The organism is Finegoldia sp. P3-F-LR, assembly GCF_052932165.1.
In genome coordinates, this window is record NZ_JBRFJE010000003.1 from 45,212 (window position 1) to 59,857 (window position 14,646).

At 33.1% G+C, this 14,646-nt stretch carries 13 protein-coding genes; all 13 read right to left on the bottom strand.

Going from position 1 to position 14,646, the window contains the following annotated elements:
• The 13 genes from ACU68U_RS02130 to ACU68U_RS02190 all read right to left on the bottom strand — a co-directional run bounded on the left by ACU68U_RS02130 (position 1) and on the right by ACU68U_RS02190 (position 14,645).
• A complete protein-coding gene (locus tag ACU68U_RS02130; RefSeq protein ID WP_446762626.1) occupies positions 1 to 1,278 on the bottom strand; it encodes a glucose-6-phosphate isomerase in 1,278 nt (425 codons plus the stop codon).
• 8 nt (positions 1,279 to 1,286) lie between these two features.
• The gene (locus ACU68U_RS02135) at positions 1,287 to 2,393 is read right to left on the bottom strand and encodes a PP2C family protein-serine/threonine phosphatase (RefSeq protein WP_094208196.1); all 1,107 of its coding nucleotides are present in this window, start codon (positions 2,391 to 2,393) and stop codon (positions 1,287 to 1,289) included.
• A gap of 12 nt (positions 2,394 to 2,405) precedes the next feature.
• Positions 2,406 to 3,527, bottom strand: coding sequence for a THUMP domain-containing class I SAM-dependent RNA methyltransferase (locus ACU68U_RS02140; protein WP_446762627.1), 1,122 nt, complete (start codon positions 3,525 to 3,527; stop codon positions 2,406 to 2,408).
• Between the two features lie 131 nt (positions 3,528 to 3,658).
• Positions 3,659 to 4,693, bottom strand: a complete 1,035-nt coding sequence (locus ACU68U_RS02145) for a DUF4097 family beta strand repeat-containing protein (RefSeq protein ID WP_446762628.1) — start codon at positions 4,691 to 4,693, stop codon at positions 3,659 to 3,661.
• Positions 4,694 to 5,008, bottom strand: a complete 315-nt coding sequence (locus ACU68U_RS02150; RefSeq protein WP_002835632.1) for a PadR family transcriptional regulator — start codon at positions 5,006 to 5,008, stop codon at positions 4,694 to 4,696.
• A 68-nt stretch (positions 5,009 to 5,076) separates the two neighbouring features.
• Entirely contained in the window at positions 5,077 to 6,120 is a 1,044-nt protein-coding gene (locus ACU68U_RS02155) for a DNA polymerase IV (protein WP_446762629.1), read from the bottom strand.
• Positions 6,121 to 6,379: 259 nt separating this feature from the next.
• Positions 6,380 to 7,336 (bottom strand): SH3 domain-containing protein, encoded by a 957-nt coding sequence (locus tag ACU68U_RS02160; RefSeq protein ID WP_094224326.1) that lies wholly within the window; start codon positions 7,334 to 7,336, stop codon positions 6,380 to 6,382.
• A 138-nt stretch (positions 7,337 to 7,474) separates the two neighbouring features.
• The gene (locus tag ACU68U_RS02165) at positions 7,475 to 9,328 is read right to left on the bottom strand and encodes an oligopeptide ABC transporter substrate-binding protein (protein ID WP_227930618.1); all 1,854 of its coding nucleotides are present in this window, start codon (positions 9,326 to 9,328) and stop codon (positions 7,475 to 7,477) included.
• A gap of 11 nt (positions 9,329 to 9,339) precedes the next feature.
• Positions 9,340 to 10,260, bottom strand: coding sequence for an ABC transporter permease (locus ACU68U_RS02170; protein WP_316530980.1), 921 nt, complete (start codon positions 10,258 to 10,260; stop codon positions 9,340 to 9,342).
• Between the two features lie 9 nt (positions 10,261 to 10,269).
• Entirely contained in the window at positions 10,270 to 11,238 is a 969-nt protein-coding gene (locus ACU68U_RS02175; RefSeq protein WP_094207571.1) for an ABC transporter permease, read from the bottom strand.
• A 1-nt stretch (position 11,239) separates the two neighbouring features.
• Positions 11,240 to 12,178 carry an ATP-binding cassette domain-containing protein gene (locus tag ACU68U_RS02180; protein WP_446762630.1) on the bottom strand — a complete coding sequence of 313 codons (939 nt, stop codon included), beginning with the start codon at positions 12,176 to 12,178 and terminating at the stop codon, positions 11,240 to 11,242.
• 9 nt (positions 12,179 to 12,187) lie between these two features.
• Complete coding sequence (locus ACU68U_RS02185) at positions 12,188 to 13,183, bottom strand: ABC transporter ATP-binding protein (protein ID WP_094207573.1); 996 nt, start codon at positions 13,181 to 13,183, stop codon at positions 12,188 to 12,190.
• Between the two features lie 547 nt (positions 13,184 to 13,730).
• Complete coding sequence (locus ACU68U_RS02190; RefSeq protein WP_446762631.1) at positions 13,731 to 14,645, bottom strand: 1-phosphofructokinase family hexose kinase; 915 nt, start codon at positions 14,643 to 14,645, stop codon at positions 13,731 to 13,733.
• Position 14,646 lies beyond the last annotated feature (1 nt).

Here is a 14,646-nt window from a genome sequence, read left to right on the forward strand (position 1 = left end):
TTAATAACCCGGCTTTTCTAATAATTTAAACATTTGCTTCTTGTATTCTTCAACTCCTGGTTGATTAAAAGGATTCACTCCCAAAACAAGCGCTGAAATCGCAACACTCATCTCGAAGAAATAAATCATATATCCTAGATTTTCTTCATTAATCGTATCGATTTTGACGACAACACTTTCAACATTTGACGACAAATGCGCATTAAGTGTTCCTTGCATAGCCATCTTATTCACGTAATCCACTGATTTACCGCTCAAATAATTCAGATTATCCAAATTATCAGCATCGGATTTTATATACAAATCTTTGCGTGGATTTTCTACTGAAATCACAGTTTCAAATACATTTTTTTGTCCATCTTGAATCATTTGACCTACTGAATGCAAATCAGTCGTGAAATTACACATCATCGGGAATATTCCTTTGTTGTTTTTTCCTTCCGATTCTGCGAATAATTGCTTGAACCATTCAGAAAAATATTTTAATCTCATTTCGTAATTAATAAGTATCTCAATGTCTTTTCCATTTCGATACATATCATTTCTGAATGAAGCGTATTGCAAAGCAAAATTTGATTCGTAATCAAGTTTTGTAAAATCTTCCATTGCATTTGCTGCGCCAATCATTAATTTGTCGATGTCCAATCCTTTTACGCAAAGTGGCAACAAACCAACAGAAGTTAGAACGGAAAATCTTCCACCGATGTCATCTGGCACTACAAAAGTTTCGTAACCATTGATATCAGACAATTCCTTCAATGCACCCTTATGTTTATCAGTAGTGGCGAAAATTCTGCTCTTTTGTTCTTCTTTTGTGTATTTTTCATCCATTAATTCCTTTATAAATCTAAAAGCGATTGCAGGCTCTGTAGTAGTTCCCGATTTGCTTATTACATTTACACAAAAATCCTTGTCCTTCAAATATTCCAAAAGTTCAGCCAAATACGTAGAAGACAATTGGAAACCAGCGTAGATGATTTCGATGCCCGATTTCTCAAAATAATCGCTCATCGCATAATCAATCGCCTTAGCTCCCATATAACTTCCACCGATTCCAATGACAACTAAACAATCAGACGTTTCTCTTATCTTCTTCGCACATTTTTTAATTCTCTCAAATTCTTCTCTGTCGTAATTTTTAGGCAAATCAATCCATCCTGTGAATTCCTTACCTTCACAGGATTTATTTAAAAGCTTTTCTAAAGCATTTACGGATTCTGTTCTCAAAGTATCCACAGAATTATGACTTGTCGTATTTGAAAAATCTAGCTTGAACATATTTCCTCCTATAGAACCTTCAAACTCACTAGAACAATATCGTCATCCTGTTCCAAAAATCTAAAAGAATTCAATTCGCTTAGCACGTATTCAATTCTTCTATCTGGAACTTTCATTAAATCTCTTTTTAGTCTTTCTTCGCCGTAAAATTCGTTGTCAAATCCTCTAGTTTCAGTTATCCCATCAGTGTACATAATTAATTCATCACCACTGGAGACCAATATATCTCTTTGGTCAAACCCAACTCCTTCAAACATTGGAGAGATTGGATGACCTGTAACTTTTAATTCTTCTAATTTATCATTGGAAATCAAAAATGGAATACCATTGTGACCAGCATTTGCATATGAAAATATTTTGAGTTTTCTATCGTATAACCCATAAAAAATCGTAAAATATTTGTCCACCGATAAATTAAGTTCAGTAAATGTGGTATTCAAATCCTTCAGCACTCTTTTTGGTCTAGAATCTGTAATTCTACTTACCAAATACCTCATTGTCTGTCTGATAAACATCGTCAGAATAGATGCCGCAATCCCATGGCCCACAACATCTGCGATGTAAATTCCCACAAATCTTTCGTCAATGTCTATGCAATCGATGATATCTCCAGACAAATCCCTAGATGAAATATAGCTGTAATCCAAATCCAAACCAACATGCTCACCCTTACTAGGCAAAGTTTTGCTTTGAATGTGCTTGGCGAATATGATTTCATCCTTGATGTCCTTGTTCGCATTAATCAAATCAATCTGAGTTTTGACCTCTTTTGAAATATCTCTGAAAACCTCGACAGTGCTTACCACTTCTCCATCTTTATCCATAACTGGAGAAGAAGTTATGGAATAATCCACGCCATTTATTTTTCTTTTTTCTTTGATAGTACTGTTCAAACGGTATTTCCTATCTGCTAAACATTTTGGGAAATCTTCACTATAATCCAAATAGCAATTCACTCCTATTGGATTGATAGGCATAGATTTTATCATGCTAGTATTGGCAAATATTATTACCCCATCTTTATCTATTACTCTAACTAAATCCTTCATAGAATTTAGAACTTCGTAATCAGATCCTTTGAAATCACTAACATCTTCACTTGATTTCTTCTCCAAGGATATCTCCTCCTATTTAGGTCTCGGACCAAAATATTGATACAAATAACACTTCATATTTCCGTTATACATCTTTCTGTTTTTAGATGCTTTTTTGCCGTAAAATTTCTCAAAATCTTCACAATCTGTGATTATATATTGTGACGCAGTCTTGAATTTCGCCATTTTAATTCCCAAATCCTCGTAAATCTTCTCAGCTTCTTTTCTTTCGCCAAGCCTTTTACCATAAGGTGGGTTGGATATTAGAACGAAGTAATTATCTTTCAAGACAACATTTCTGAAATCCCTCGTCACAAATCTAATGTCTTCTCTGACCCCAGCATTTTCTGCATTTGCTATTGCTTTTTCAATCGCTGAACCGTCCACATCACTTGCGAAAATATCTATCTTTTTGTCGTAATCAATGCTCTCCAAGGCTTTGGTGCGCTCTTGTTTGTAGGCATTGTTGAATTTATCGTTAAAATTAATAAAATCGAATTTTCTGTCAATCCCAGGTGCAATATTTCTGAATTTTCTTGCAGCTTCTATCGCAAAAGTTCCACTACCACAGAACAAATCCACAAGAGGTCTGTCGCTATTCGCAAACGACAAATCGATAATTCCTGCTGCTAAGTTTTCCCTTATAGGTGCAAGTACCGATCCTTCTCTATATCCTCTCTTGTGAAGTCCGTCTCCCGAAGTATCCAAAGTTATCGAACAAATATCTTTTACTAAACTAACTTCAATCCTGAATCTTCCCTTGGATTTTGAGAACCAATCCACCTTGTATTTTTTCTGAAGAGATTTGATAATCGCCTTTTCTGTAATCGATTGACAATCTTTAATAGAAAATAATTTTGATTTGTAACTTCTGCCCTCTACAATAAAATTAGAATCCGCTTCTAAAATTTCTAACCAATTTATTTTTTCTACGCCTTTAAAAAGTTGTTCAAATGATACAGCCTTAAAGTTACCCAATTCGATTAGAACCCTGTCTGCACATCTCAAATTTATATTTAATTTTGCGATGTCTTTTTCATCGCCCTCAAGCATTATTCTTCCATCATTTACATTCAAATTCTCATAGCCCATATCCAAAAATTGTCTTTTGACTAAGCTCTCCAAACCGAATGCGCAAGTTACTATTATTTTCAAAATTATTATTCCTCCATATTACCTTCTATTTTATCATATTTTCAATGTTTTTTTTTACGTTATTATAATATTTAACCGCAAATTTACAATAAAAAAACTGCAACGAAAAATCATTGCAGTCAATTTGAAATTTAATCTACAGTAATATCTCCGCTAACTGTTGCAGCACTTATTTCGATTTCATCATTTGAGAATGATTGGTCGTGAGATTTACTGATTTTTTTGGAACTATCTTTGTAGTAACTGTCGATTTGAATTTCTCCGCTTACAGTTTTAAGTTCTATTGAACCTTTCTTTTCTTTAATGTGAATGTTAATATCGCTAGATACGCCTCTAACATTCAAATCTTTGTTTTCGTCAACATCGATTTCGATATCGCCACTTACAGTGTTCACTGTGATTTCTGGATTTTCAGAATTCACCTTCACATCACCACTTACAGTATTAACGTAAATTTCTTTTTTGCATTTGGAAACTTGAACATCTCCACTTGCAGTATTGACATTTACATTGTCCGATTGTGTTGTGATATTTACATCACCACTTGAAGTGTTGCAAGTAACATCGTTACTAATAACATCTACATTTACATCTCCACTTGCTGTAGCGATGTTTAATCCCAAATCACTGTCTTGTGGAATTTTGATAGAAATTGATTTGATGAAACTTTTTTGGAAGAATTTTTCCATTTTAACTTTGCCAAGCTTCAACACGTGATTCATATAATCTACATCTAACTTTTGAGTTTCATCAGTTGTAGTGTAAGTTACGATTATTTTGTCCAATTCGTGAGTTGACACATCTATGTCCGCATTTGATTTAACTTCAATTCTGTGGAAATCATTGTCAAATTCCAATGTTTGTTGTGACAAATCATAGTCTTTGTCTTTGGATTGGTCAAAAATTTTGGAATTAAAGAAATCACCAATGCTATCCAAATTAAACATACCGAATAAGTTGTTTTCTCTAATGATTCCAGCTTCTTTACATTCGTTGAATATTTCTCTTGGATTACCTAATTCAGTTGAAATCTCTTCTTCAGTTTTTCCGTTTTCAACGCCGATTCTAAAATGTTCTTCGTAATCATTCTTGATTTCTCTGTAAGTTGTTTCGTCGACATTTCTGAAATAATAATCTAAAAGTTCCATAAATTGTTCTTTATTCATTTAAAAACCCTCCTCTAACAAGGCCTTAACACTTTCAACTAATTTTTTATAATCTTCAAGTTGTGAGTGCAAATAAGTTTTTCCTTCGTCTGTTATCTTGTAGTATTTTCTAGATGGACCTGACTCTGATTGCTCAGTGTAATCTTCCAAGTATTTGTCGTTTTTCAATCTTCTAAGCATAGGATAAATTGTTCCTTCGCTCATTGGTATCTTATCTTTTATCTGATCTATAATTTCGTATCCGTAGCTGTCTTGTTTAGATATAACCGATAAGACACATAATTCTAAAATCCCTTTTTTTAATTGTGTGTTCATATCTTACCTCCTGATTACATTATAATACACAGTAGTACATAATGCAAGGTATTGTGCAAAGTTTTTTACTATAAAAATTTTAACTGCTCAAAAGTCGTGTCGCTAAGGTTTGCAGCAGTAATCCCAAAAAGTCTGACAGGCTTTTCAATTTTAGTGTTAACCACAAGATACTTTACAATCCTGTAAATATCTTTGACATCACTAATGTATTCATCAAGAGTCATTGATTTTGTAATCACCGAAAAATCGCTAAGCTTTATTTTAATCCTAATTGTTTTCGCTTTAATATTTTTCTTATGAAGATCTTCCGCCAACTCTTCGCTGAATTCACTGGCTTTTTTTAGTAATTCATTGTAATTTCTCAAATCGCGTTCAAATGTGTATTCCACCCCGATTGATTTTCTAATTCTGGACAAATCCAACTGTCTATCGTCAATACCACGAATTCTATCGTAAATCACTTCTCCAAACTTACCGAACAATTCTCGCAAATTATTTCTGGATAAATCATACAAATCACTTACTTTTTTGATTCCAATATTGTTTAGTTTTTCCTCAGATTTTCTACCAATTCCTTGAATTTTTCCCACATTTAAGTCCATCAAAATATCTGGAATATCATCTTGTGTAATAATTTTGATTCCATGAGGCTTGTTCCAATCAGATGCAAGCTTTGCAAGGCTCATGTTGTAGCTAATCCCAATAGAGATAGACAATCCCGTTTTTATCCTGACATTTTCTTGGACTAGATTTGCCAGTTTCAACCTATCCATATCGATATGAGAAATATCCATGCAACCTTCATCTATACTCATCTTTTGAATTTTTGAAGAAAATGCAGACAAAACCTTGAAAACTTTCTCGCTATTTCTTCTGTATTTTTCAAAATCTGGAGTAACTATAACAAGATTTGGAACGATCTTTTTTGCCTGAAATATTGGCATTGCAGAATGCAATCCGTACTTTCTAGCTTCGTAGTTCGCAGTAGTAATTATTCCTCTCTGACTTCTTCCACCGACAACCATTGGGACGTGTTTCAATTTTGGATTATCCAGAATTTCACAAGATGCAAAGAAAGCATCCAAATCAAAATGCAAAAAATTTAAATCCATAACACACCCCTTTCTACTAAAAAAGCCCTCATTATCGAGAGCAGTTTCAATTATAACTTGCAAACCGTAATGCTAAGAACATCATACGATAAAAATTTAATTGATTTCAAATTGAAAATCTTCGTTGAAAAATCCGTCTGTTTGAGCGAATGCGAGTTACGGATTTTAGAAGATTGAAATTTAGAAATCACAAATTTTTTGAGTCCGATGTTCGTGCATGAAGGTTTGCAATGTGCAAAAAGCCCTCATTATCGAGAGCTTAATCGTTAATTTCTAAGTTGTTTGATGATATCCATGCATCGTATGATTTTAGTGAATCTGCACTTTTAATTATCGCATGACACCATACTCTTTGACCTGAATCTGGTTTTGCTTCATAAATGTACACTTCACTTCCCATAGGAATTGAGGAAATCACTTCTGATTTATTGCTTGGTTCTTCATAGATTTTGGCATTATCTGTAGTTACCAAATAAGTTTTGCCAACTAAACGAATGCACAAATCGATAAGTCTTTTGTTATCATCAGTTTCATAGCTTTCATCTTTTTTATCTGGTTTTTTTGTACTTTCTTTTTCTTTCTTTAATTCTTCTGCTGATTCATTGGCAAGTTTTTCAGCTTTTTCTCTGGCTTCTTTTTCCTTTTTCTCAGACAATGCACGTTGTTTTTCTTCGTCTTGTTTTTTCTCATTGTATTGATTTTTTGCTTTTTCAACTTCTTTTATCTTGTCGATAACAATAGTTTCGTGTGGCATTACACGTGCGTATGAGTTTAACATATTCAAGCTTGCATCAAAGTTGTCGTCTTCTGCAAATGAATCACTTGCAATTATCACAGCTTGTGTACTTTCTTGCAATCTTTGTTGCGCTTTTTGATAATTGACGCTATCTTTGTTGCTTACTTTCAAGAAACTTTTTGCTGCATCGACATACTTCATTTCCTTTAAATAATTCACACCATAATCGTAATTATTTTTAGAAGACAAAAGTTCAACAGCTTCACGTTTTTTATCTATATAAGATCCATCGTTTGTTCTATCGTACAATTCACTATAATAATCTACAGCTTTTTGGTAATTACCATCTACTATACATTGGTGAGCCAATTTATCTAATTTTTCTGCCTTAGAAGAATTAAAAATATTTAATCCTACAAAAGCTCCAACAAATATTACTACAGTTATCAAAACTACAGCAATAATATTCTTCTGCTTCATTCATTACACCTCTCTAATATTCTAATGAATAAGCTAAAATAAGTCAATAAACGAAAACGTTATATTTTACGTATTTTTACATATTTTACACAGAAAAAAGTGGAGTGTTAATTTACACCCCACTAACTTCAAAAACTATTATTCTTTCATTGGTTGTTCTGCTGTAAGTTCGATTTCATTCCATCTGAAGTCGTCTTTGTTAAGATCTTGAACGTATCTGAAATCAAATTTTTTAACTCTCTTGTTGATTGGAGATAAAGCTTCTCTGTAAAGTGTTGGAATCAATGGTACATTGTCTTCCATTACTTTAGCAAAGTCTTTGTAAGCTTGTGCTCTTTCTTCATCAGATGTTTTACCATCAGCTATCTTATCCAATGCTTGTTGCATTTCTGGATTAGTATATCTGTAGTAGTTGAATGATGCATTCTTACTGAATAATCCTGATGGGTCTGGGTTAGTACCTACAGCCCAAGCTCCTTGGAATACGTCGATTTCTGGATCGTCGTTTTTAAGTTTGTCATAGAATGCGTTGAATTCGATTAATCTTCCGCCTGTTAATTCAACATTCAATCCAATTTCTTTCCAACATTGGATATAATATGCTGATAATGGTTCTGCGATTTCTCCACCTGACATTGATGCGAATTTGATTACCAATGGTTTACCATTTTTGTCTTCTCTCATTCCATCATTGTCTACGTCTTTGTATCCAGCTTCGTCTAACAATTGTTTAGCTTTTTCTGGATCGTAGTTGTATCCTTTAAGGCTATCGTCAAAGTAATCTTTGAAGATTGGAATAACAACTGATTTTGCTTGTGATCTGTATCCTAGGTAGAATTTTTCACCAACTGCGTTGTTGTCGATTGCGTAACCCATTGCTTTACGTAGGTTTACATCTGCCATCTTAGCGTTAGAATCTACCACAACTTCTCCCTTGGCTTTATCCCATTTACCTAATTTAAATCCTAGGTAAGTGTATGCCATGTCTTGCATTCTTGCAACTTTGTATCCTTTTAATTCTGATATTTCTTTGAATGTATCTGAAGGTGCTCCACCTGCGATATAGTCGTATTTACCAGATTTTAATGATGCTAAAATTTGTGATGTTGGAACTACTTCCATTACAACTTTATCGATTTTAGGTTTTCCACCCCAGAAGTGTTCGTTAGCACTAAATTCAACTGATTGTCCTGGAACTACATTTGAAATGTAGAAAGGTCCAGCTGATTTAGGGTTCTTTCTGATTGGATCAGAAGAAATTATGTCTTTTATAGCTATGTCTTTTACTTGTTCATAATTAGTTGGTTCAGCCCAAATACCAGCACCCCATTTAATTGAAGGTTTCCATTCTTTAAATGAAATTTGAACTGTTTTTTCATCAATTTCTTTAACACCAGCGATGTCTTGTGTTTTTCCAGCGTGATATTCTTCCATACCAACGATGTTCATCATATCATCATCATAACGTACACCAGGATAATCCTTGTGTCCAATGATTAAGTAGTTGATGATAATGTCTTTTGCAGTAACTGGTTTCCCATCATTCCATTTGAATGAGTCTGATAATTTGATAGTAGCAGTTTTTGCTTTTTCATCCCATTCAAATTTTTCAGCTCCAGAATCTCTCAATTCCAAACTTTCTCCATTATTTGCTGAACCGTACATTGTAGGTCCAATGATTGTCCAGTCGATGTTATCGTCTTGTAGTGTATTATTGAATATACCTTTAAATGGTGAATCTGTAGGAATACCTACTCTAAATGTACCACCTTTAATTGGTTCGCCTTCATTTTCAACAAGAACACCGCCGCCCATTTGTTCTCCGACTATGTTGCCTTTGTTTTCTGCGTTTTCATTTTTGCCTGTACTAGATTCTTGTTTTGAACCAGAATCTGACGATTTTCCGCTATCTTTCTTAGAATTTCCACATCCAGTAAGTACGAATGCCAATACTAAAAAGATTGCCAATAATGATTTAAACTTCTTTTTCATTATTTTCACCCTTATCCTTTCCTTTGTTTTGCATCGGAAGCTCTTCTTAATGCTTGACCGATATAATTTATACACAACATCATTACTAATATCAATAATGATGCAGGTAACCATACATATAATTTATCTTGAATAACTTCTGGCTTTCTGGCTAATGATACCAAAGTTCCAAGTGATGGATCTGATGGTGGAAGCCCGAAACCTAGAAAGCTAAGTCCTGTTTCAATACCGATGTTACCGGCGAAACTTAATGTCATGTCTACAATTAATATTGAAGAAATATTTGGCAAAATTCCTGTAAACATCGTCTTCAAATCGCTAGTTCCCATTGTTTTAGAAGCATTTACGTAGTCTTTTTTACTTTCCGCAAGAGCTTTCGATCTGACAAGTCTTGCCATCCCTGTCCAGTAGAACACCGTAAATATCATTACGAATGTAAACATAGAATATTTTGGAACAATTGTTACGAAAACTATGATTATCATCATTGTTGGAAGAATTTGGATGAAGTCTATAATTCTCATTATAATATTGTCCAACCATCCTCCGTAATATCCGATCAATAAACCTACAACTATTCCTATTATAGATGTAAGTATTGTAACGGCGATACCTATTACAATTGAGTTTCTCGCTCCAATAATTAATTGTCCAAATAAATCTCTACCGCCTTGGTCAGTTCCTAGTATGTGTCCAGCTTCTCCAGGTCTTACGTATGAATTAAGTATGTCAACTTTCATTACTTGTTCTTTATCAAGTAACATCGCTCCTACGAAAATTCCTATCCACAAAACTGCTAATACCACCAATGACACTATAGCTAGTTTATCTTTTTTGAATTCATTAACAATTACTTTAAATCCAGTAGGATTATCTTTTGCAAGGTCTTTATATTCTTCAAGCTTTTCTTCTGTTACTTTTACTTCTTTCATAAAAACCTCCTAATCTATCCTTATTCTAGGGTCCACTATACTCATGATAATATCACTTAATAATGAACCGCAAAGTGTTAAGAAACCATAAATCATTACAAGAGCTGTCATAACTGAGTAGTCCCTTTGGTTAATACAGTCAACGAATAATGAACCCATTCCTTGATATCCGAAAATTGTTTCAATCATGATAGAACCAGCTAACAAACCTGTGATTTGGAATCCGAAGAATGCAGCTATTGGTAAAAGTGAGTTTCTAAAAATGTGTTTACTGTAAACTTTTTTAATAGGAACCCCTTTTGCTCTTGCAGTTCTTACGTAGTCTTGACTTTTTGCATCTACAACTTCATTTCTCAAATATTGAATAGTTCCAATAGTTGTAAGTAGTGCATATGATATTGCAGGAAGTAGCATATGATAAAATCTACTTAATACCGCTGCCATGCCACCTTTTGCTGATGCTTCAAGGCTTATAATTCCACTTGTTGGGAACCATCCTAACTTGTATCCGAATATTAAAAGCATTATTAAGTAAAATACGAACCCTGGGGTAGCTAATGCCAAGAAGTTATACAAGTTAACCCCCTGATCGAAGGCTGACCCACTGTATCTACCAGCGTTTATTCCTAGAGGAATAGCAATTGCATACATTATTATTAATGAAAACAATGATAAGAAGAATGTATTCTTAGCTCTTTGACCAATAACGTCTTTCACTGGTAGCTTTTGAGTATAAGAATCTCCAAAATCTCCTTGAAGTGCATTTCCAACCCATCTCTTATATTTCACATACCATGGATCGTAAAATCCAGATTTTATTTTAAGTTCTTCTTCAACCTTTGAGTTACCAGTACTTGGTGTGATTTTCCCTGTAAAAGGGTCCCCTGGCATCTTTTGAGCTACAAAGAATATAAATAAACTTAACACTATCAATTGAGGAATCATTATTAAAAATCTTCTGATTATTGTTTTAGTCATATTATATTTCCCCCTTTCTAGCTGCTACATAATGAGAATCTTTGTATTTCGTCAAATCGTACACCGATCCATTTTCATCGTAGTAGACATTTTTTTGTTCATCAAACTTCTTTTCAATAGCTTGTCTAGCATCTCTAAGCTCTTTTCTTCTATTTGGTTCGATTTGAGGAATCGCTGCGATAAGTCTTTTTGTGTAAATATGTTGAGGATCAGAGTACAACTCATCACGATTACCAGTTTCTACAAATTTACCGTTATGCATAATATAAATGTAATCACACATGTGTCTTACAACCCCCAAATCGTGAGAGATGAAAATGTAGCTTAGATTAAACTCTTGTTGAATCAACTTCATGTAGTTTAATACTTGCGCTTGAACTGATAAGTCAAGTGCACTAACTGGTTCGTCTGCAACTATCAATCTTGGGTTACATGCAACAGCTCTTGCAACACCAATTCTTTGTCTTTGACCACCTGAGAATTCAAATGGATATTTGTAAATTGCACTTTCGTTAAGTCCAACTATGTCTATTAATTTAAACACCTTTTCTTTTTCTTCTTTAGGTGTAAGTTTTTCAAAATTTCTGATTGGTTCAGCGATTATATCCAAAATTCTTTTTTTAGGATCAAGCGAACTCATTGAGTCTTGGAAAATCATTTGAACATCTTGATTGTAGTTAATCTTTTTTCTGTAAGATCTACTTGTAACATCTTTTCCTTCATACAAAATGTGTCCATCTGTAATCTTTTCGAGTCCTACTATAGCTTTTCCGATAGTTGACTTCCCAGAACCAGACTCTCCAATCAATCCATAAGTTTTTCCTTGTTCAATATCCATATCAACTCCATCAACAGCTTTGATATAGTCTTGAATTGTATTAAAAAATCCACCACGAATTGGATAATGAACTTTCAAATTTTTAACTTCTAAAAATCCCATATTTTCCTCCTATTCGTCTTTAAAATGGAAGTTCTTCCAGCATGTACAACGAACTAAGTGTCCATTGCCAACATCATGTAATACTGGATTTTCTTCGTGTTCATGATCGTCTATCCAAGGAATACGAGGTGCAAATCTGCATCCTTTTCTTGGCAAATCTTTTAATGAAGGAACCATACCTTCTATTACGTGTAACTGATCAGATTCATTATCTGCTTGTGGAATGGAATTTAATAAGCTTCTAGTATATGGGTGAAGAGGGTTATTGAACAACTCATCCACAGGTGCAATCTCAACGATCTGACCTGCATACATTACGCAAACTCTATCAGCGGTCTGTGCTACAACTCCTAAATCATGGGTTATCAATATAATTCCTGAATTCATTTGATTTTGTAATTCTTTTATTAAATCTAGAATTTGTGCTTGAATTGTAACATCAAGTGCAGTAGTTGGCTCATCAGCTATCAAAACATGAGGCTTACAACTCAAAGCAATCGCAATAATTACTCTTTGTCTCATACCTCCTGATAATTGATGAGGAAATTGTCTTGCTATAACTTCAGCATTTTCAATCCCTACTTTTTTTAGAAGATCAACAGCTTTTGCTTGACGTTGTTTCTTGTCCAAATCAGTGTGATACAACAAAGCTTCTTCAATTTGTTCGCCAATTCTCATTAATGGGTTAAGTGATGCCAATGGATCTTGGAATATCATACCAATTTCTCCACCTCTCAACTCATTGAATTGAGCTTCTGTATAATTCAAAATATTTTCGCCGTTATATATAACTTCACCGCTAATTTGAGTGTAATTCATATTATGTAAACCCATAATTGTAGTAGCAAGTGTAGATTTGCCACAACCAGATTCGCCAACCATAGCTAACACTTCATTTTCATACAATTCAAATGAAACATCGTCTACGGCGTCATAATAATCGTCTTTTATTCTAAAAGCTGTATGCATATTATTAACTTCCAATATTTTCTTATTAGCAGACATCTTATTCTCCTTTCAGTTTATTTTTTGTATGATTTATGTATGAATAATAAATAATACTTTATCTCATTATAGTGACATAAAAGGAATTTGTCAATTATTATTTATTTTTTAATTTAAAATTTCAGTATAAAATACAGTTTTTCCATGCTTTTTCGAATTAAATTACACTTTTTAGCTACAATAATAAAATTTATGATTTTGTTTTCCTGTTATAATTCTGCCGTTTAAAATTAATTATGAAAATAAAATTAAATTATTTTTATTCATTTTTTAAATTTGTTCTAATAATAAAATAAATTGTGTTTTTGCATAAAAATGACTTGACACAATCTCTTTATTATGGTAAAGTAATGATAATCATGAGCAAATTTACAAATTTATTAATTTTTAAAAAATGTAACAAAAAGCTTGCATTCGTTATATTGAAATGGTAAAATATATTTAATTATTGAAAACTTTTTCATTTTCAATTAAATCTCCATTTCTTAATTTATTACAACATAAAAAAACAAGGTATGAATTAAATTCAACACCTTGTTTTTTTATGTTAGTCTATTTTTATTATATTAATATCTTTAAAGCAATCATCTATTTGGAATTTTTTCGGCAAATCCTTGGTCTTCAACGAAGCTAGTGCACAGGCATTTGCCATTTCAAAAGACTTTTCATAGTCTGAAGTTCTGATAAATGTCGCGATAAATCCCGCGATTATTGAGTCAATAACAAAATCTCTTTTTTGGTTTAGCATCTGTTCTATGTCAAAAGCATAGATTGAATTCTTTTGGAACAAATATACTTTATTATCTACAAAGGGCACTATTACAAATTTAGAATTCAAACCAGATATTTCATTTTTCCATTTAAGCAAATCTGATTCTGAATTTATTTTTGTTTTAAATAAATGCTCCAAGCATTTTACACTTATTTTTTCAAGTAATGATCCCTCGTTAGCAAATCTCTCCAAATAATACTCATCTATATCAAGTACGAAGTGTGCTTTGTTGGCTTTGCAAATTGCAATCATTCTTTCGATTACAGTTTCTGTTATATTTTTCGGAAAAGCTGTGGACAAAAACACAGTATCTCCTTCTTTAACTCTTGATAGATAGTATAACAATTCCTGTAGTTCTTGATGAGAAATGCTAGGTCCTTTTGATTCGATTACGGTTTTCGAAGAGCCTGTGATTTTGATATTAATTCTAGTATTATCATCAATTCTTATGAACTCAGATTTGATATCTTCTCTTCTTAGCCAATCTTCTACAAATTCTCCAGTAAAACCTCCTGCAAATCCAGTTGCAACAGTCGGAAGTCCAAGTTGTTTTAAAACTCTCGAAACATTGATTCCTTTTCCAGCTGGAAGCATCAAATCAAAATCCGATATATTGTTCTTGTCAAATTCAAAATCCGAAACTTCACTTACAAATTCAAGTGCTGGATTCATAGTAACTGTGTAAATCATT